Genomic DNA, 18,067 nt, shown 5'->3' on the forward strand with positions numbered 1-18,067 from the left:
TTGCCGTGCGCTCCGTCGTAGGGACGGGAGTGACCGCTCGCTCCCGGACGGTTGCCGGAAGGGCGAGGCACCGCGCAGGATGCTGCGATGACCTCGCCTCCCGCAGTACGCCCGTACCGCCCCGGGGACCATGACGACCTCCACGAGATCTGCGTCCGCACCGCCCACAACGGCGGTGACAGCACACCCTTCTACACCGACCCCGGCGTGTTCCCCGCGGCCTTCGCCGCGCCGTACGCCCATCTGGAGCCGGAACTGACCTTCGTCCTGGACGACGGCCGCGGACGGGCCGTCGGCTACGTCCTCGGCACCGCGGACACCCCCGCCTTCGTCGACGCCTTCCGCGCGCGATGGCTCCCCCTGGTCGCGGAGCGCTACCCGGCGCCCCTCGGCCCACCGGCCACCCCCGACGAGGAGATCGCCGGGCTCCTGCACCACCCCGAACGCATGCTGGTGCCCGAACTCGCCTCGTATCCGGCCCACTTGCACATCGACCTGCTTCCCGCCTGGCAGGGCCGGGGGTACGGCCGGGCCCTGATGCGCGCCTTCCTGCGGGCCCTGCACACCGCGGGGACGGCGGCCGTCCACCTCTGCATGGTCACCGCCAACACCCCGGCCCGTGCCTTCTACGACCGCATGGGCTTCCACGAGATACGGGTCCCGGACCCCGGCCCGGTGACCTACCTGGGGCGCGCGACGCGCGAGAGCGGTGGGCCGCCGGCCGGGGCGGCCTCCTGACCTGCCCGGACACGGCTCAGCGGACGGCGGCGAGGACATGGCTGGGACCCACCTGCCAGACCGCTCCGACGTGCTCGAAGCCCGCCTCGCGCAACAGCGCCACATGGCCGGACAGGGTCAGGTCGTTGCCCTCGCACCGGGGGCGTCCGCCCTCGTCCGCGCGGGCGAGGAACGGGGCCAGCTCCGGATCGGTGGCCGCGCCCGCCCACCAGGTGTCCCAGTCCTCGGCCGGGGAGGAGGTGCTCCGGGCGGCCCTGCGTCGGCCGAGGTCGATCGCCAGTTCGCAGACCTTCGCCGAGTCCGGACTGATGTGGTCTCCGTTGACCAGGATGCCGCCGGGCCGCAGCAGACCGGCCAGCTCCCCGTAGACCCGCCGCAGGGTGCCCGCGCCCAGGTAGTGCAGGGCGGTGGTCGACACCACCGCGTCCACGGGACGGACCAGGCCGAGCGCGTCGAGCCAGCCGGGTGCGCCGATCAGGGTCCTGACGTACCGCAGGGCGCTGCCGTAGTGGGCGCTGCCGAGGCCCAGCAGGAGCGGGTCCGCGTCCACGGCGAGCACCTCGGCCGTGGGCAGCCGGCCGACGAGCCGTGCGGCCAGGCACCCGGGGCCGCTGCCGAGGTCGACGACCAGGGGGGCGGGGCAGTCCCGTGTCACCTGCTCGACCAGGTCCGCGATGACCTCGAACCGCTCCTCGCGGTCGACCGCGTACAGCTGCTGCTGACGTTCCCAGCGTTCCACCCAGCGCGCCGCCGTCGCCGTGCTCACATCCATGCCGGTCGCACTGCCTCCGTCCCGTCCCGCTTCTGCTCATGGAAATCATTGCAGACTGGCGAGGGTGGAGAGCAACGCGTCGATCTCCTCGGGGGTGTTGTGCACATGCAGGCTCACCCGGACCGACCCCTCCTCCGCCTCCCGGCCCGCCTGGCAGTGGCCGTCGGTGCGCACCATGAACCCCCGGCTGAACAGGATGAAGCCGAGGTCCCGTGAGTCGATCCCGCGATGCCGGAAGGTGACCAGGCTCCGGCGCCGCTGCACCCGGGTGTCGGCCGTGAGGCTGGAGCGGCAGCCGAGCACCTCGTAGGCGTCCATCCGGGCCAGCCCGTCCGTGAGCCGCGAGGTCAGGGCCACCGTCCAGCGTTCGATCCGGTCGGTTCCGGCGGCGTCCAGCCAGTCGAGCGCCGCTGTCAGGGAGGCGATGCCGACCGTGTTGGGCGTACCGCTCCAGCCGCCGGGCCGGTACCGCGGTCCGCGGAGGTTCCGGGACCAGACGGCACCGGTACCGGGCAGCGCCATCGTCTTGTGACCGGAGAACACCAGCAGGTCGACGTCCAGGGCGGCCGTCGACAGCGGCAGATGGCCGACGCTCTGCGCCGCGTCCAGGCAGATCGGCACGTCGGGCCCGACGGCCTGCCGCAGACGGTGCACGTTCATGTCGACGCCATGGACGTGGTGGACGTGGGTCGCGGCCACGAAGCGGGTGCGGGGACCGACGATCCCGGCGAGCGCCCGGGGATCGTAGTCACCCGAACTCTCCTGGTACGGCAGCGGGCGCACACGGATGCGCACCCCGCGCCGGGCCAGCAGCTCCCGGGCCTCCAGCCACGGCGACAGGTTCGCCTGGTGGTCGGCGAAGGGGACGACGATCTCGTCGCCGTCGCCGAGGAGCCCCGGCAGCCAGTCCCGGGCGACACCGCGCAGCCCTTCGGAGGTCCCACTGGTGAAGTGGACCGACGACCGCCCCGGGTCGGGATCGGCCAGGAACGCCTTGATCCGGTCCCGCGCGTTCTCCACCAGCGCCGTCGTGGAGTTGGCCCACGGGTACGAGCCCCGCCCGGCGTTGGCGTTCGACGTCGTCAGATACCTCTGTACGGCGTCCAGGACGGGCCGGGGTTTCTGGCTGGTGGCCGCGCTGTCCAGGTAGGCGAGGTCCGGGTGCCCGACGACGATCGGGAACTGGGCGCGCAAGGGCTCCTGCCACGAGGCCAGGTCCCGCAGGTCCGCCGGCCGTGTGCCGGGACCGGCCATGTCAGTCACGCACCAGCGGCGCACCGGCGTCCCGCCAGGCGATGATGCCGCCGGCCAGGCTGCGGACGTCCGTGTGGCCCATGCGGGTGAGCAGGGCCGCGTACCGGGCGGACTTCTCGCCGACCGGGCAGGCGAGCAGCACCGGCTGCCGGGTGCCGAAGGGCAGCCCGCCCCGCAGGAGTTCGTCGAACAGCTCGTCCACGATGTTGATCGAGCCGTCGATGTGGAGCGCCGCGTACGCGAAGGGACCCCGCAGGTCGACGACGAGGGGGCGCTGCGCGGCGATCCACTTCTGCGCGTCCTCGACGTCGACGACGGCCGCCGCACGGATCTCGGTGTCGGTGAGCGTGGCGACCGAGTTCAGCACGGGAGGCCGGCCCAGCAGGTCCGGGCGGCGCCGGCGAACGTAGTCGAGATAGCTCTCCACCCGGTCGCAGACGATGAAGACGGCCGTTCTGCGTTCCGTCAACCCGGCGTCCAGGGAACGGAGATGGCGGACGCCGCCGAAGTAGGCAGCCCCTCCGGTGGGCCCGGCGAGCAGGCCGCAGCGGCGGAGCAGGGTGAGCATCCCCTCGATGGCCTCGTCGGAGCCCACCGCCTCCAGGGTGTCGTAGGTGGCCGGGTCGAAGAGACCGACCTCCCGCACCTCGTCGACGGTACGGATGCCGGGGATGAAGTCCCCCTTCTGCCCGACCAGTCCGACGACCCGCACCGCCGGGTCGTGCGCGCGCAGGGCCCGGGCCACGCCGGTGGAGGAACCGGCCGTGCCCACGCAGGCGATGAACCAGTCGGGCGCCCTGCCGTCCAGGTCGGCGATGATCTCCGGGCCCGTCCCGGTGGCGTGCGCCTCGGCGTTGAGGGCGTTGAAGTACTGGTCCGTGTGCAGATGTGCTCCGCCGGGGCCGTTCAGCCGCTGGTGGAAGACGGTCAGCGGATCGTCGGTGTCGGTCGGGTCCAGGCATTCGGTCCGGCCGGGCAGTTCCTCGATCTCGGCGCCCAGCAGCAGGAGCAGATCCTTGATCTCGGGGACGCGCATCCGGTTGGTGACACTCTTGAACGGCAGCCCGTGCAGACCGGCGATGAGCGCCAGGGCCTTGGCGGTGTTCCCGCTGGACAGCTCCACGATCGTCTCGCCGCGTTCCTTGGCGCCGGCGAGCTCCCGGCGGGTCATGCCCCACGCGGCCCGGTCCTTCAGTGAGCCGAAGGGGTTGAGCATCTCCAGCTTGGCGTAGAGGTCGATGTTGCGCAGGCCGTGCACGGCCGGGTCGATACGGACCAGTGGCGTGTCGCCGATGGCGTCGGTGATCGTGTCGTACCTCATCCCTGCGGGTCCCCCGTACGGTCGAGCGGCCAGTACTCCTCGTCCAGACACCACCGCAGCCGGCCGTTCTCCTCGTGGACGGCCACCTTGCGTGCCAGGGGCTGCTGTTGGGCGTGGGTGGCGGCGAAGTCCATGCAGTATCCCGCCGTGTTGACGAAGGCGAGGACATCGCCGGGGCGCGGCAGCCGGGGCAGGAACACCGTGCGACGGGTCAGGAGGTCCGCCTCCAGGCAGAGGTTGCCCAGGAGATGGACTCCCACCGGGCCGGCCCGGCCGCGCGGGGCGGGGTCGCGCGGCAGGACCACGGGGTCCATCAGCACACCGTGGTCCTCCAGACCCACGTCACCCGCGTTCATCGCGAGACGCACCATGGGCTCCCCGCCGTCCGTGGGCCGCACCTCCAGGACCTTGCCGAGAGTGAGCCCGCACTGGTCCACCAGGGCCCGGCCGGGCTCGACACAGAGGTCGTAGAGGCTCTCCAGCAGGAGGGTGCCCAGGGGACGGCCCAGGGTCGGCGCAGGGCGGGAGAGCAGCTCGTCGAGGTACGCGGCGCCGGCCGTGGGCCGATGGGCCGGGTACAGGCTCAGGGCGCCCTTGAGGGTGCCGTTCTCGACCCGCAGACCGTATCCGTGGCCGCCCCAGGTCAGCGGCGGCCGGACGCCCATGACGGCGGCCGTCAGCTCGGTGGTGTACCGCTCCCACTGGGCCGCGTGCGCCAGGTAGTTCACGCCGAAGCCGCCGCCGACGTCGATGACGCGCGGCCGGAACCCGCGGACGCGCAGCTCCTCCATGGCCCGGAGGCAGCCTTCGAGGGCCACTGCCTTCTCGTCGACGCTCGTGGTGTCGAGGTGGTAGCCGACGCCGATCGGCTCCAGCTCCTCCCGGTGCCGGTCGAGGACGTCCAGCAGCAGGTGCAGGGACTTCACGGGCGTACCGAAGCGGCTCCTGCGCGAGAGCGTCCTGGTTCCCGGCGCCTCGAAGCCGGAGAGCCGCAACAGGACACGGACACGCGGCAGTCCGTGCGCGCGCACGAGACTCGCCGCCCCCTCCAGCTCGGCGGGACCGTCGGCGTTCAGACACGCCCCGCTGCGCGCGGCGAGCCACAGGAACCTCGGGTCCTTGGGGCCGGTCGCCATGATCCGGGACCCCGTGAACCCCGAACCGAGCGCGTGCCGCAGCTCGCCGAGCGACGCGGCGTCCAGGGCCGCCTCCGTCGTGGTGAGCCGGCGCACGAGCGAGCCCGCACGGTTCGCCTTGTGGGCGAAGCAGATCCTGCCGGCGAGCCGATGGCGGTCGAGAACCGCACGGAAGCGCCGGACGTTGTCGGCGATCTGGTCCGGCAGGAGGACGTTCAGCGGGGAGCCGAGGGCGTCCACCAGGGTGTGCAGCAGGGGTGCCGAGTCCAGCAGCGCCGCGGTGCGCGGCTCCAGCCGGGGTTCCAGGTACAACGGGTCGTCGTCGCTCATCCCAGATGTTCCTCCCCACCGAGGAAGACGTTCCGGTGTCGGCAAACGGCCATAACGACCGTATCCCTCCCCCCGCCGGGCCGCGCGGAACCGGGCGCGGCGGCGGAGGGGCTGTATCCCGAGGGCCGACGGCCGAAACGGGACGGTCGGAGGCGTACCCGAGCGGGGAGCGGGGGTGGGTCGGGCAGGGTCAGCCGGTGCGCAGGGCGAGGCTCATCAGGATCGCGTCCCGGTCGTCGCCGGGCGCGATCCGCAGCGCGCCGGGCCAGCGGCCGACCTCCGCCCAGCCGACCTTGCGGTAGAACTCCTCCAGGCCGACCCCGCCCCGGGTGGACAGCTGGAGCCGCTCCAGGCCCATCTCGTCCCGGGCGACGTCATGGACGTGGTGCATCAGGGCGGAGCCGATCCCCAGCCCGCGGAATCGCGGATGCGTCTGGACGTGGTTGACGGTGCCGCAGTGCGCGCCGAGCGGATGCCGCTCCCGGCGGAGGACCAGCCAGCCGGCCAGCGAGCCGCCGACGGTGGCGACGAGCAGTCTGCCGTGCCGGGGGTGCAGTTCCCCGACGAGCGCGTCCACCACGGGACCGACGTCGTGCACACTCACCGGCAGGGGCGGGAACTCGGTGGCGAGGACCGCCCCACCGGCGTTCGCCACCAGCTCCCAGCAGCGGGCGATCTCCTGTCTGAGCCTCGGGGGGACCTCCCCGGGGCTCGTCAGCTGCAGGAACTCCGAGACTTGATGCACCGTCATGCCGGTCAGCCTCGCACATCCGGCCCGCCGGCTAGGGCTTCGCCCTGACCAGCCCGGCGTCGTACGCCGTGATGACGGCCTGGATGCGGTCGCGGGCCCCGATCTTGGCGAGGACACGGCCGACGTGCTTCTTCACGGTGGACTCGGTGAGGACGAGCCGTTCGGCGATCTCCGCGTTGGTCCAGCCCTGGCCGATGGCGACCAGCACCTCGTGTTCGCGCTCGCTGAGGCTCTCCAGCCGGGGGTCGGCCGCGGGAGCGGTGCCGGAGGGGGCGAGCACCTGATGGGCGTAGGCGTCCAGGAGCCGCCGGGTGAGGCTGGGGGCCACCACGGCGTCGCCGGTGGCGACCGCGTGGATACCGGCGACGAGTTCCTCGGGGCGGGCGTCCTTGAGGAGGAAACCGCTCGCGCCGGCCCGCAGCCCGTCGTACGCGTACTCGTCGAGGTCGAAGGTGGTCACGATGAGGACGCGGGTGCGGCCGCCGGCGGCGACGATGCGGCGGGTCGCCTCCAGGCCGTCCATGCCGGGCATGCGGATGTCCATGAGGACCACGTCGGGGCGCAGTTGCGCGGCGAGGCGGACGGCCTCGCCGCCGTGCTCGGCCTCGCCGACGGGGGTGAGGCCGGGGGTGCCCTCGAGGAGCATGCGGAAGCCGAGCCGCTGCAGGGGCTGGTCGTCGGCGATCAGCACGGTGGTCATGGCTGATGATCTCCTGACGCCGGCAGGGGCGCGGGGCCGGGGGGTGCGTCGAGCGTGACGTCCACGATCCAGCCGTGTCCGGTGTCCCGGGGGCCGATGGTGACGGTGCCGCCGTACATCGCGGCCCGCTGCCGGATGCCGACCAGGCCGTGCCCCGGAGGCTCGGCCCCCGGCCCCGGCTCCGGACGGCCGGGTGCCCCCGCCGCCACGCCCGTGTCGGCGACCCGGGCGCGTACGCGCCCGGCCTCCGTGGTCACCGTGACCTCCGCCGCCGCGCCCGCCCCGGCGTGCTTGAGGGTGTTGGTCAGGGCCTCCTGGACGATCCGGTACACGGTGAGCTGCACCCCGCTGCCCAGTGCGTCGAGATCACCCATGGTCCGGTAGGTGACCGGAAGACCCGCCGCGCGGACCCGCGCGAGCAGGGGGTCCAGGTCACGGATGCCCGGCTGCGGGCCGAGCGGCCGCTCGTCGTCCTGGCCCTCGCGCAGGACGCCCAGCACACGGCGGAGTTCGCCCATAGCCTGCCGCCCGGTGTCGCCGAGGATGCGCAGGGCGTCGGCGGACCGCTCGCCCCGGCTCGCGGCGAGCACCGCGGCACCGTCGGCGACGCTGACCATGACGGACAGGTTGTGGCCGACGATGTCGTGCATCTCGCGGGCGACCCGGGAGCGTTCCGCGGCGGCGGTGAGCCGGACCCGCTGGTCGCGTTCGACCTCCAGGCGGGTGGCCCGGTCCTGCAGGGCCGCCAGGTACATCCGGCGGATGCGGAGGGTGAGTCCGAGGGTGACGGCCGCCATCGTCGTGCCCAGCAGGAAGAAGAGGCCGAGCAGCGGATGTTCGACCCGGGACAGCAGCCAGACCGCGAGGCAGAGTTGACCGGCGGTCACCGCGACGGCCCAGCCCAGCACCCGCAGCGACCCGTGCAGGGCCAGGCTGTAGAGGGCCACGAGCATGCTGACACCGGCCTGCTGCCACACGTCCAGCGACCACTGGACGAGGGAGACCGCCGCGATCACGCCGTAGGTGACGGCAGGGGCCCGGCGCCGCCACCACAACGGGGTGATCAGCGCGGCCGCCAGGACGAACGGGACGGCGGCGGGGAGGTCGGTCCGGGGAGCCGTCTCCCCGAAGGGGCCGCCGTGGCCGCCGGTGAGCAGATCGGGCAGGCTGAGCAGGGCCACGACCAGCACCACCGCGGTGTCCAGCAGCCAGGGACGCCGCCGGTCCAGCAGTTGCCGTCGGTACTGTCCCCGCAGCATGCGGCCCAGGACCGGGTGCCAGGCGGCGTCCAGCCCTGGGTCGCGCGGGTCGAACCCCTGGGGCGGCGGTGCCGTGTCCGGGGCGGTCGCCGCGGCGGGTGTCGCGCGATGCGGACGCATGGTCCTCATTCTCCTCGGTCTCGGAGACCGGGCGCCCGTGGCCGCCCCGGCCGTGTCCCGCCGCCGCTCGCCGGTCAGACGTCCGTACGGACCAGCCGGTACGCCGCCCCCGCGAGGGCCAGGGCCACCCAGCCGGCGAAGACCGCGAGCCCCTGTCCGGGCGAGAGTGCGTCGGCGGAGCCGGTGAGCGCGTAGACGGCCGACCCGGCGTTGCTGGGCAGGTACGGGGTGATCGTGTCGTACCAGGAGTCCGGCAGCAGCGTGGCCAGGCCCGGGAGGATGAGCAGGATGCCGACCAGGGCCGCGATGGCCCCCGCGGAGGAGCGCAGCACCACGCCGAGGGCGACCCCGAAGACAGCGACCAGAGCGAGGTAGACACCGGCGCCGGCCAGCGCGCGCAGCACCCCGTCGTCGCCCAGGGAGAGGGAGATCTTCTCCCCGTCCAGGCCGGGTGCGCCCAGCAGGAAGGCGGCCAGCGCGCCGACGGTGGTGAGGACCAGCGCGATCACCCCGATCACGGCGCTCTTGGACCACAGCACCGGCAGCCGGCGCGGCACGGCGGCCAGCGTGGACCGGATCATCCCGGTGCTGTACTCGCCGGCCGAGAGCAGCACCCCGAGCACGCCCACGGCCAGGGACGCGAAGGTCACGCCGGTCAGCGCCAGACTGACCGCGTCACCGGGGCCGGCGCCCGGTCCGGGCGGCCCGTCGGCGGCGGCCCCGGGGCTGTAGGTGTAGGCGGCGACGGCCCCGAAGAGGACCAGCAGCACCAGGGCCACCCCGAGGGTGATCCAACTGGAGCGCAGCGACCAGAACTTGGCCCACTCCGAGCGCAGCACCCGGCGGCCGGTCACCTTGTGCACACGGGTGCGGCCGGGGACCACGGTGAGATCGGTGGCGGTCATCAGGCGGCCTTTCGCGCGGGCTCGGCGGGAGCGCTCTGGTATTCGACGGCGTCGGCGGTGAGTTGCATGAAGGCCTCCTCCAGGGAGACCGCCTGGGGGGTGAGTTCGTACAACGGCACCCCGTGCCGGGCGGCGATCACCCCGATCTCCCGGGCGTCCCGCCCCGCGACGATCAGTTCCTCGGCGGCGGAGGAGCTGATCGTGACATCCGGACCGGCCAGCAGCGAGCGCAGCTTCAACGGCTCGGTGGTGGCGACCTTCACGCCCCCGCCGCCCGCGTCCCGGACGAACTCGTCGACGGTGGTGTCCGCCAGCATCCGCCCTCGCCCGATGATCACCAGATGGTCGGCGATCAGCGCGGTCTCGCTCATCAGGTGCGAGGAGAGCATCACGGCCCGGCCCTCGTCGGCCAGCCGCCGCAGGAGGGTGCGCACCCACAGCACACCCTCCGGATCGAGGCCGTTGACCGGCTCGTCGAGCATCACGATCGCCGGGTCGCCGAGCAGGGCGGCGGCGATCCCGAGCCGCTGCCCCATGCCGAGGGAGAAGGCGCCCACCCGTTTGCCGGCGACGCTGGTCAGACCGGCCAGGTCGATCACCTCGTCCACCCGGGCCCGGGAGATGCCGTGGGTGTGCGCGAGCGCCATCAGATGGTGGAACGCGGTCCGCCCCGGGTGGACCGACCTCGCCTCCAGCAGGGAGCCGATCTCGTGCAGCGGCGCGGCGTGCCGGGCGTAGGACCGCCCGTTGACGGTGACCGAGCCCCCCGTGGGGGAGTCCAGCCCGATGATCATGCGCATGGTCGTGGACTTGCCCGCGCCGTTGGGGCCCAGGAAGCCGGTCACCTCGCCGGCCCTGACGGTGAAACTCAGGCGGTCGACCACCGTCTTGTCCCCGTACCGCTTCGTCAGCTCTCGTGCTTCGATCATGGCAGCGGGCCTTCCTCGCCTCGGACCGGGCCGCGATCCGCCCGCGACCTCCGTCTGCGAACCTATGAGCCCGGCCGCCCGCGACCGTGGGACCGAGGGGGACACTTCGGCGCCCCGGTGGTACCGCGGTACCACTCGCGGGCGGCGGCCTGCCAGCGCCCGGTCGCCGCGCGCCGCTGTGCCGTGACGGTTCGGCGCCGGTGCCCGCGGGCCCTCCGGCGCGCGCCCAGCAGGACCCGCGCCGTGCCCAGCGGCGGCGGGGACGCCGCACCCCGCAGCAACCCCGCACCCCGCGCGTACGCCGCGTCCGCGGTCAGCAGCTCGATGTCGACGACCGCCCGCAGCAACACCCCGCCGGGACCCGCCGTGAGGACGGGCAGTCTCCCGGCCGCCCGCAGACAGACGCGGGACGCCTCGACCTGATCCTCGACCAACTCCCGTACGGCCACCCGCCTCCGGCCCTCGGCAAGGTCCTCCGCCGTGACCGAGAAGCGTTCCAGTGTCCGGGCCGGGATCCCCAGGCGTCCTTCCGGCAGGTCCTCGGCCAGGTCGTTGACGAAGTCCAGCCGCTGACTGCCGTCGATCAGGGTCCGGCAGGCCGCGCGAAACCGCCCGTCGTCGTCCTCCGGGCCCAGCAGGGATGCCACCAGCATGAACGCGGGCAGCGAATAGGCGTCCAGGTAGTCCTGGTAGTCGGCCTCGGTTGCGAAGCCGGTGAAATCCAACTCGGCGGCGGCGGTGGCCAGGTACTCCTCGACGGCCACCCGCAGCCGGGGGTGCGCGGCCGTGGTGTGCAGCAGGGCGCGGACCAGCGGATCGTCGCTCCGGCCCGTGTCCAGCGCTGCGCGCACCTCGCCCTCCCACGAGGCCCAGGCCGAGACCCGCCGCGGCCTCGGGCCGGTGTCCAGCAGGTCGTCCCCGTGGTGCATCACCGCTGTCGCCGTCACGACATGGGGCAACATCGGCCGCGGCAACAGCAGTCGGGCCGCGAGATACGAGGTGCGCCGGGCCCCTGCCACGAGGTCCCGCTGGCGGTCGTAGTCCCTCCGCAGCCGCGGCTCCCGCACACCCGCGGCGTCCAGGCTCTGGCTCCAGGCGCTCATGCGTCGATCGTAGAGGGGTGCGCCCAGGCACCTCCGATGCCCCGCGACCTGCCTCTTCGGCCCTTGCGCCGGAGCGGACGCGGCGCGGGTGCGGCCGTCCGCACGTGCGAGGATGTCGGGCGCGAGACCCGGGGGAACAGGTACACGACACATCGGAGATGGGACGCATTGATCGGGACCGTGTTCCGCAGCGAGGACGTTCCTGCGGAGGACAGATTCGAGCACTGGCGTGAACTGCTCGGCGCGACCCGTACGAGCGAGGCGATCAGCACGCACTCCGCCGACTTCTGGGCGCAGTTGCGGCTGATGGAGCTGGGGCCGGTGATCGTGTGGCCGGCGTCGTTCCTGCCGACGCGCTACCGGCGCAACCAGCGGATGGTGCGCCAGTCCGACCCCGAGCTGTACCACCTGACGCTGCTGCTCGACGGTGACCTGGCACTCGACCACGCCGACCGGTGCGACACGTTCGGCCCGCGTGACCTGCATCTGGTCGACAGCTCACGGCCGTACGACATCCGCTCGGCGGACGGCGGGCGGACCGGGGTCGTCCGGGGGGTGGGCGTCGACTTTCCCAAGGCGCTGTTCCCGCTGCCGCCGCACCAGGTCCGCCAGTTGCTGGGCCGGGGGCTGTCGGGGCGCGAGGGCCTGGGCGCGCTGCTGACGGACTTCCTCGTCGGGCTGGAGCGGCAGGCCGATCGCCTGCAGCCGGCCGACGCGCCACGGCTGGGCACGGTCGTGCTCGATCTGCTGTCGGCCTGGTTCGCCCACGCGCTGGAGGCCGAGGCCGCCCTGTCGCCCGAGACGCGGGTGCGTGCGCTGACGCAGCGCATCCAGGCGTTCATCCGGCAGAACCTGCACGATCCGGAACTGACACCTCCGGTGGTCGCCGCCGCCCACCACATCTCGCTCAGCTATCTGCACCGCGTCTTCCAGCAGCAGACGGGCGGCGAGACCGTGGCCGCCTGGATCCGGGCCCGGCGCCTGGAGGGCGCGCGCCGCGATCTGGCGGACCCCTCCCTGAGCGTCACGCCGATCCATGTCATCGCCGCCCGCTGGGGCATGCCCCGCGCCTCCGACTTCACCCGCGCCTTCCGCGCCGCCCACGGACTCGCACCCCGTGAGTTCCGGCTGCGGGCGTTGACCGGACAGCCCTAGGTTGGGCCCATGTACGCGACGAGGGTCTCCCGCCATGTGAACGCCCCGCGCGCGGAGGTGTACCGCGCGCTGCTGGACGCGGAAGCGATCGCCCGCTGGCGGGTACCGGACGGGATGAGCGGCGAGGTGCACGAGTTCGACGCCCGTGAAGGAGGCAGGTTCCGGGTCTCCCTCACCTACGACGCGCCGACCGGCACCGGCAAGTCCTCGTCCCGCACCGACACCTACCGCGGCCACTTCGCGCGGCTCGTGCCCGACGAGGAGGTGGTCGAGGTCCTCCGGTTCGAGACGGACGACCCCGCGATGGGCGGCACGATGACGATGACCACCCGGCTCACCGACGCGGACGGCGGTACCGACGTCCTCGTCGTGCACGAAGGGATCCCCGACGCCGTGCCGGCCGCCGACAACGAGACGGGCACCCGCATGGCCCTGGCGAACCTGGCCCGGCTCGTCGAGCGCTGAGCCCCCTCAGGCGGACGACTGGTCGCCCGCCGCAGGCCGGGCCGACCGCCCCGCCTCCTGCGGCGCGGCGGGCTCCGCCGCCCCCGTACGGTCCTCGGCCGCGGGCGATGCGGTGAGGGGTTCGGCGGAGGGCGGGCGCGGGGCGCGGCGCCGGAGGAACCAGGCGGCGACCGGCTCGGTGTAGCGCGCGGTGAGCGGGCCGAGAACGACCAGGATGAGGACGTAGGCCGTGGCGAGCGGGCCCAGCGAGGGCTCGATGCCGGCGGTGACGGCGAGGCCGGCGATGACGATGGAGAACTCGCCGCGGGCGACCAGTGTGCCGCCCGCCCGCCAGCGCCCCTTCGTCCCCACGCCCGCCCGCTTCGCCGCCCAGTACCCGGTGGCGATCTTCGTGGCCGCGGTGACGACGGCCAGCGCCAGCGCGGGCAGCAGCACCGGCGGAATGCTGGCGGGGTCGGTGTGCAGGCCGAAGAAGACGAAGAACACGGCCGCGAACAGGTCCCGCAGCGGCGCGAGCAGGCCGTGCGCGCCCTCGGCGACCTCACCGGAGAGCGCGATGCCGACGAGGAACGCCCCGACGGCGGCGGACACCTGCAGCTGCTGGGCGACTCCGGCGACCAGCAGCGTCAGACCGAGTACGACGAGCAGCAGCTTCTCGGGGTCGTCGCTGGAGACGAAGCGGGAGATGTGCCGGCCGTAGCGGACGGCGACGAGGAGGACGAGCCCGGCGACCGAGAGGGCGATCGCCAGCGTGACACTGCCGGCGGCGAGGCTCGTGCCGGCGACCAGCGCGGTGAGGATCGGCAGGTAGACGGCCATGGAGAGGTCTTCCAGGACCAGGATGCTGAGGATGACCGGCGTCTCACGGTTGCCGAGGCGTCCGAGGTCGCCGAGCACCTTGGCGATGACGCCGGAGGAGGAGATCCAGGTGACCCCGGCGAGGACGACGGCGGCGACGGGCCCCCAGCCGAGGAGGAGGGCCATGGCGGCCCCGGGGAGGGCGTTCAGGCAGGCGTCGACGAGCCCGGCGGGGTACTGGGTCTTGAGGTTGGAGACGAGGTCGCTGGCGGTGTACTCCAGGCCGAGCATGAGCAGCAGCAGGATCACGCCGATCTCGGCGCCGATCGCCACGAACTCCTCACTGGTCCCCAGCGGCAGCAGCCCGCCCTCGCCGAAGGCCAGCCCGGCCAGCAGATACAGCGGGATGGGCGAGAACTGCAGACGTCCGGCGAGACGCCCCAGCAGCCCGAGCCCGAGGATGATCGCGCCGAACTCGATCAGGAAGACGGCGGAGGAGTGCGCGCCCGACTCCGACTGCGTGGCGAGGTGCACGACGGGCTGGGCGGGGAGGTGTGCGGCGAGGTGCATGGCCGGTTCACTCCCGCCCGAGTATCGCGGCGGCCGTCTCCACACCCTCGCGGGTGCCGATCACGATGAGGGTGTCCCCGCCCGCGAGCCGGAAGTCCGGGGTGGGGGAGGGGATCGCCTGCGCCCGGCGCAGTACGGCCACGATGGAGGCGCCCGTCTCGGTCCGCATCCGGGTGTCGCCGAGAACCCGTCCGTTCCAGTGGGACGCCGACGCCAGCTCGATCCGCTCCGCCACCAGGCCCAGGTCGGTCGTGGACAGCAGGTTGGGGCTGTGGTGACCGGGCGCGAGCGCGTCCATCAGGAGGGCGGTCTCCGGCTCGGTGAGGTGGAGGGCCTGGGCGCAGGCGTCCGGGTCGTCGGCCCGGTAGACGTTCACCGTCCGGGTGCCGTCGCGGTGCGCGATCACCGACAGATGCCGGTGCTCCCGCGTGGTCAGGTCGTACTGGACACCGATCCCCGGCAAGGGTGTGGTGCTCATCCGGCCGGCAGGCACAACCCCTCCCCCTTCTCGTAGAACTCTGTGACAGCGGTACCGCGTCCGCCCCGCGCCGAACGGTCGGCCGGGCGTGACGAGGGCTCATGGTGCCATCCGCGCGGAGGCAGGGCATATGGGTGTCAGCACGGATGGACAGCGCCGGGCGGGGGCGGAGAGGGTGGCGCGGGGTGGTGCGTCCCTCGTCGGCCCGGCGCACGCGGGGTGCCGGGCCCGTCACCGGCCCCGGGCCCGCGCGGGAAGCCGCTCCGGGGCCCTGCGCGGGGGCTCTCCTGGCGCGTGAGAGACAGTGGGGGAGAACAGACGGCGCGAAGGGAGCAGAGGATCATGTCGCTGTACGGGCGGATCTTCCTCTCCAACGCGGCCGTGCTGATGGCCGCCGTCCTGCTGCTGCTCGGCCCGGTGACCGTGTCGACCCCCGTCCTGTTCGGCGAGGCCCTCGTGCTGCTCGCCGGACTGGTGGTGATGTTGATCACGAACGCCGTCCTGCTGCGCGTCGGTCTGGCCCCGCTGGCGCGGCTGACCCGGGCCATGGCCACCGCCGACCTGCTGAGGCCCGGCAGCCGTACGACCGTCACGGGGCCCGCCGAGATCGCCGGACTGACCCGCACCTTCAACGCCATGCTCGCCCGGCTCGAAGCCGAACGCGCCGCCAGCTCGGGGCGCGCCCTGCGCGCACAGGAGGACGAGCGCCGGCGGCTGGCCCGCGAACTCCACGACGAGGTCGGACAGACGCTGACCGCCGTACTGCTCCAGCTCGGACACACCGCCGACCTCGCCCCGCGGGGCATCGCCGGCGACCTGCGCCAGGCCCAGGAGACCACCCGCGCGGGTCTGGAGGAGATACGCCGCATCGCCCGCCGGCTGCGTCCCGGCGTCCTGGAGGAACTCGGCCTGCACAGCGCCCTGCGCGCCCTGGCCACGGAGTTCACCACCCCCGGTCTGTGGGTCACCGTCCACCTCACCCCGGGCCTGCCCCGCCTGGACCCGGACACCGAACTGGTCCTCTACCGCGTCGCCCAGGAGAGCCTCACCAACACCGCACGGCACGCCGGTGCCACCCGGGCGGAGGTCCACCTGCGTGCCCTGCCCGACGCCCGGACGGCCCTGCTGGTACGGGACGACGGCTGCGGCATCGGCCGCGCACCGGAAGGCGCCGGCATCAGCGGCATGCGTGAACGGGCCCTTCTCGTCGGAGCCGACCTGCACATCGGCCCCGGCCCGAACGGCGGCACGGAGACGGCCCTGTACGTCCTGCCGGGCGGGCCCGCGCCCGAGACGGGTGGCCCCGCGCCCGGCGGCCGGACGCACGCGGAACTCACGGACGGCGGCGACTCCGGCGGGGGCGGCACACCCGGCGGGACGTCGGCGCCGGGAGCGGCACCCCCGTACGGCCCCGACCGCCCCAGGGAGACCGCACGATGACCCGGCCGTCCCCGGCACGCATCCTCCTCGCCGACGACCACGCGCTCGTACGACAGGGCGTGCGCCTCATCCTCGACGCCCAGCCGGACCTGACGGTCGTGGCCGAGGCGGCCGACGGCGTCGAAGCCGTCGCACGGGCCCGCGAGGGGGACATCGACCTGGCCGTCCTGGACATCGCCATGCCCCACCGGACCGGTCTGCAGGCAGCCCGTGACATGGCCCGGCTGCGGCCCGAGCCGCGCACGCTGATGCTGACGATGTACGACAACGAGCAGTACTTCTTCGAAGCCCTAAAAGCGGGCGCCTCCGGTTACGTCCCCAAGTCCGTCGCCGACCGTGATCTCGTCGAAGCCTGCCGGGCCGCCCTGCGCGACGAGCCCTTCATCTACCCCGGCACCGAGACCACCCTCATCCGCACCTACCTCGACCGCGCCCGCGCCGGGGACCGGCTCCCCGAACGCCCCATCACCGAGCGGGAGGAGGAGATCCTCAAGCTCGTCGCCGAGGGCCACAGCTCCCGGGAGATCGCCCGCCTCCTGGTCATCAGCGTCAAGACCGTCGAACGGCACCGGGCCAACCTGCTCCACAAACTCGGCCTGCGCGACCGCCTCGACCTCACCCGCTACGCCATCCGCACGGGTCTGACCGAACCCTGATCCGGGGCGGGGGACGTGCCCGGTGGTCCCCTCAGACGGGGGTAGTGGACGAGGAGGGTCCGGTTCAGGGTGAGGGCATGACAGAACTGCAGACCTTCGTACTGCCTCCGGTGGTTGACGGCAGTGACGTGGACAGGGCACTGGGCGAGGCGCTGATCGCCGCCTGGCAGGCGGACGGCATCTTCCAGATCCAGGCGACACCGGAACAGGAGGCCGCCACCGAGCAGGCCCTCGAAGCCTCCCGCGGCTTCTTCGGCCGCCCCTTCGAGGAGAAGGCCGGGCACGTGTCCGACCTCACCTACAGCGGGTACGTCGCGTCCGGTGAGGAGGAGACGGCCGGGGAGAAGGACGGCTCGGAGATCTTCACCGTCTGCCCCGACATGGCCGAGGAGGACGCCCGTGTCGTCGACCGGTGGCCCTGTCACGGCCCCGCCCCCTGGCCCTCGCGGCAGTACGCCGAAGCCATGAAGACCTACATGGGCGCCGTGGGCGACATCGGCGAGAGACTGCTCCGCCTGGTCGCCCTGGGACTCGGCCTGGACGACATGGAGCACTTCACCAAGCTCACCCGGGACGGCTGGCACCACATGCGGGTCCTGCGGTTCCCGCGGGCGGACGCCACCTCCGAGCGGGGCATCGGCTCGCACACCGACTACGGTCTGCTGGTCATCGCGGTCCAGGACGACGTGGGCGGCCTCCACATCCGGCCCCCGGTACCGGGCGAGGCCCGCGGCCGCAACTGGCTGCCGGAGGAGTCCATGGCCGGGCGGTACGAGAACGAGGAGCCCTGGACCTACGTCACCCCGGTCCCCTCGGTGTTCACCGTCTTCCCCGGTGACATCATGCAGTTCATCACCGGCGGCATCCTCCTCTCCACCCCGCACAAGGTGCGTCTGGCCGACCGCGAGCGGTACACCATCGCGTACTTCCACGAGCCGGCCTTCCAGGCCGTCGCGCGGCCCCTGGAAGGGGGCGGGCCGGAGGAGTTCATCCACTACGGCACCCACTTCACCCACATGTTCATGCGGTGCTATCCCGACCGCACCACCACCGTGCGCATCGAGAACGAGGACCGGCTCGCGGTCCTGGAGCGCCTCCGCAAGGAGGCCCTCACCTCCTGAGGTGCGTGCGAGAGCCGCAGGCCGAGCACCGCGTGCCGAGAGCCGCCCGGCGACCACCGGGCGGCT

Annotated in this window: 18 protein-coding genes; 6 read left to right on the forward strand and 12 right to left on the reverse strand. The window is 73.2% G+C overall.

All coding sequences use genetic code 11. The features are described 5' to 3' along the window. Window positions 1-87: 87 nt before the first annotated feature. Entirely contained in the window at window positions 88-738 is a 651-nt protein-coding gene (locus SCAB_RS41160; RefSeq protein ID WP_013005987.1) for a GNAT family N-acetyltransferase, read from the forward strand. A 16-nt stretch (window positions 739-754) separates the two neighbouring features. Here SCAB_RS41160 and SCAB_RS41165 read toward each other — a convergent pair whose 3' ends face one another. The 10 genes from SCAB_RS41165 to SCAB_RS41210 form a co-directional block, all read right to left on the reverse strand. Further along, a complete protein-coding gene (locus SCAB_RS41165; protein ID WP_013005988.1) occupies window positions 755-1,510 on the reverse strand; it encodes a class I SAM-dependent methyltransferase in 756 nt (251 codons plus the stop codon). A 45-nt stretch (window positions 1,511-1,555) separates the two neighbouring features. Next, window positions 1,556-2,764: an aminotransferase class V-fold PLP-dependent enzyme gene (locus tag SCAB_RS41170; RefSeq protein ID WP_013005989.1), complete on the reverse strand. Its 1,209-nt coding sequence runs from the start codon at window positions 2,762-2,764 to the stop codon at window positions 1,556-1,558. Between the two features lies 1 nt (window position 2,765). After that, window positions 2,766-4,085, reverse strand: coding sequence for a pyridoxal-phosphate dependent enzyme (locus SCAB_RS41175; protein ID WP_013005990.1), 1,320 nt, complete (start codon window positions 4,083-4,085; stop codon window positions 2,766-2,768). Next, the gene (locus tag SCAB_RS41180) at window positions 4,082-5,551 is read right to left on the reverse strand and encodes a type III PLP-dependent enzyme domain-containing protein (protein ID WP_013005991.1); all 1,470 of its coding nucleotides are present in this window, start codon (window positions 5,549-5,551) and stop codon (window positions 4,082-4,084) included. Before SCAB_RS41180 ends, SCAB_RS41175 begins: the two co-directional genes overlap by 4 nt. Before the next feature lie 190 nt (window positions 5,552-5,741). Next, on the reverse strand, window positions 5,742-6,302 hold the full coding sequence (locus SCAB_RS41185) for a GNAT family N-acetyltransferase (protein ID WP_013005992.1): 561 nt from the start codon (window positions 6,300-6,302) through the stop codon (window positions 5,742-5,744). 31 nt (window positions 6,303-6,333) lie between these two features. Next, window positions 6,334-7,002 (reverse strand): response regulator, encoded by a 669-nt coding sequence (locus tag SCAB_RS41190; protein WP_013005993.1) that lies wholly within the window; start codon window positions 7,000-7,002, stop codon window positions 6,334-6,336. After that, entirely contained in the window at window positions 6,999-8,381 is a 1,383-nt protein-coding gene (locus SCAB_RS41195) for a sensor histidine kinase (RefSeq protein ID WP_013005994.1), read from the reverse strand. Before SCAB_RS41195 ends, SCAB_RS41190 begins: the two co-directional genes overlap by 4 nt. Before the next feature lie 74 nt (window positions 8,382-8,455). Further along, entirely contained in the window at window positions 8,456-9,286 is an 831-nt protein-coding gene (locus tag SCAB_RS41200) for an ABC transporter permease (RefSeq protein ID WP_013005995.1), read from the reverse strand. Continuing rightward, window positions 9,286-10,215: an ATP-binding cassette domain-containing protein gene (locus SCAB_RS41205; RefSeq protein ID WP_013005996.1), complete on the reverse strand. Its 930-nt coding sequence runs from the start codon at window positions 10,213-10,215 to the stop codon at window positions 9,286-9,288. The genes SCAB_RS41200 and SCAB_RS41205 overlap by 1 nt, the downstream gene beginning before the upstream one ends. Before the next feature lie 62 nt (window positions 10,216-10,277). Beyond that, entirely contained in the window at window positions 10,278-11,318 is a 1,041-nt protein-coding gene (locus SCAB_RS41210; protein ID WP_013005997.1) for a squalene/phytoene synthase family protein, read from the reverse strand. A 168-nt stretch (window positions 11,319-11,486) separates the two neighbouring features. On the opposite strand from SCAB_RS41210, the gene SCAB_RS41215 reads away from it, so the two are divergent. Both SCAB_RS41215 and SCAB_RS41220 read left to right on the forward strand, forming a co-directional pair. Further along, window positions 11,487-12,473 (forward strand): helix-turn-helix transcriptional regulator, encoded by a 987-nt coding sequence (locus SCAB_RS41215; RefSeq protein WP_037728808.1) that lies wholly within the window; start codon window positions 11,487-11,489, stop codon window positions 12,471-12,473. 9 nt (window positions 12,474-12,482) lie between these two features. Beyond that, window positions 12,483-12,938, forward strand: a complete 456-nt coding sequence (locus tag SCAB_RS41220) for an SRPBCC family protein (protein ID WP_013005999.1) — start codon at window positions 12,483-12,485, stop codon at window positions 12,936-12,938. A 6-nt stretch (window positions 12,939-12,944) separates the two neighbouring features. Here SCAB_RS41220 and SCAB_RS41225 read toward each other — a convergent pair whose 3' ends face one another. Together SCAB_RS41225 and SCAB_RS41230 are read right to left on the reverse strand one after the other, a co-directional pair. Beyond that, window positions 12,945-14,306 (reverse strand): cation:proton antiporter, encoded by a 1,362-nt coding sequence (locus tag SCAB_RS41225; RefSeq protein ID WP_013006000.1) that lies wholly within the window; start codon window positions 14,304-14,306, stop codon window positions 12,945-12,947. A gap of 7 nt (window positions 14,307-14,313) precedes the next feature. Further along, complete coding sequence (locus SCAB_RS41230) at window positions 14,314-14,784, reverse strand: cation:proton antiporter regulatory subunit (RefSeq protein WP_013006001.1); 471 nt, start codon at window positions 14,782-14,784, stop codon at window positions 14,314-14,316. A gap of 342 nt (window positions 14,785-15,126) precedes the next feature. Between SCAB_RS41230 and SCAB_RS41235 the strand changes: the two genes are divergently transcribed. From SCAB_RS41235 to SCAB_RS41245, 3 genes are all read left to right on the forward strand, one after another. After that, window positions 15,127-16,224, forward strand: a complete 1,098-nt coding sequence (locus SCAB_RS41235; protein ID WP_013006002.1) for a HAMP domain-containing sensor histidine kinase — start codon at window positions 15,127-15,129, stop codon at window positions 16,222-16,224. Beyond that, window positions 16,221-16,880, forward strand: a complete 660-nt coding sequence (locus tag SCAB_RS41240) for a response regulator transcription factor (RefSeq protein WP_013006003.1) — start codon at window positions 16,221-16,223, stop codon at window positions 16,878-16,880. Before SCAB_RS41235 ends, SCAB_RS41240 begins: the two co-directional genes overlap by 4 nt. A gap of 77 nt (window positions 16,881-16,957) precedes the next feature. Next, window positions 16,958-18,001, forward strand: a complete 1,044-nt coding sequence (locus SCAB_RS41245; RefSeq protein WP_013006004.1) for a 2OG-Fe(II) oxygenase family protein — start codon at window positions 16,958-16,960, stop codon at window positions 17,999-18,001. Window positions 18,002-18,067 lie beyond the last annotated feature (66 nt).

The organism is Streptomyces scabiei 87.22 (assembly GCF_000091305.1).
GTDB classification, from domain to species: domain Bacteria; phylum Actinomycetota; class Actinomycetes; order Streptomycetales; family Streptomycetaceae; genus Streptomyces; species Streptomyces scabiei.

Excerpts from the sequence above, each read along its gene's own strand:
- SCAB_RS41190 (WP_013005993.1), bottom strand. The coding sequence starts at position 7,002 with ATGACCACCGTGCTGATCGCCGACGACCAGCCCCTGCAGCGGCTCGGC.
- SCAB_RS41220 (WP_013005999.1), top strand. The coding sequence starts at position 12,483 with ATGTACGCGACGAGGGTCTCCCGCCATGTGAACGCCCCGCGCGCGGAG.
- SCAB_RS41245 (WP_013006004.1), top strand. The coding sequence starts at position 16,958 with ATGACAGAACTGCAGACCTTCGTACTGCCTCCGGTGGTTGACGGCAGT.
- SCAB_RS41230 (WP_013006001.1), bottom strand. The coding sequence starts at position 14,784 with ATGAGCACCACACCCTTGCCGGGGATCGGTGTCCAGTACGACCTGACC.
- SCAB_RS41200 (WP_013005995.1), bottom strand. The coding sequence starts at position 9,286 with ATGACCGCCACCGATCTCACCGTGGTCCCCGGCCGCACCCGTGTGCAC.
- SCAB_RS41240 (WP_013006003.1), top strand. The coding sequence starts at position 16,221 with ATGACCCGGCCGTCCCCGGCACGCATCCTCCTCGCCGACGACCACGCG.
- SCAB_RS41235 (WP_013006002.1), top strand. The coding sequence starts at position 15,127 with ATGTCGCTGTACGGGCGGATCTTCCTCTCCAACGCGGCCGTGCTGATG.
- SCAB_RS41170 (WP_013005989.1), bottom strand. The coding sequence starts at position 2,764 with ATGGCCGGTCCCGGCACACGGCCGGCGGACCTGCGGGACCTGGCCTCG.
- SCAB_RS41160 (WP_013005987.1), top strand. The coding sequence starts at position 88 with ATGACCTCGCCTCCCGCAGTACGCCCGTACCGCCCCGGGGACCATGAC.
- SCAB_RS41195 (WP_013005994.1), bottom strand. The coding sequence starts at position 8,381 with ATGCGTCCGCATCGCGCGACACCCGCCGCGGCGACCGCCCCGGACACG.
- SCAB_RS41205 (WP_013005996.1), bottom strand. The coding sequence starts at position 10,215 with ATGATCGAAGCACGAGAGCTGACGAAGCGGTACGGGGACAAGACGGTG.
- SCAB_RS41210 (WP_013005997.1), bottom strand. The coding sequence starts at position 11,318 with ATGAGCGCCTGGAGCCAGAGCCTGGACGCCGCGGGTGTGCGGGAGCCG.
- SCAB_RS41185 (WP_013005992.1), bottom strand. The coding sequence starts at position 6,302 with ATGACGGTGCATCAAGTCTCGGAGTTCCTGCAGCTGACGAGCCCCGGG.
- SCAB_RS41225 (WP_013006000.1), bottom strand. The coding sequence starts at position 14,306 with ATGCACCTCGCCGCACACCTCCCCGCCCAGCCCGTCGTGCACCTCGCC.
- SCAB_RS41180 (WP_013005991.1), bottom strand. The coding sequence starts at position 5,551 with ATGAGCGACGACGACCCGTTGTACCTGGAACCCCGGCTGGAGCCGCGC.
- SCAB_RS41175 (WP_013005990.1), bottom strand. The coding sequence starts at position 4,085 with ATGAGGTACGACACGATCACCGACGCCATCGGCGACACGCCACTGGTC.
- SCAB_RS41165 (WP_013005988.1), bottom strand. The coding sequence starts at position 1,510 with ATGGATGTGAGCACGGCGACGGCGGCGCGCTGGGTGGAACGCTGGGAA.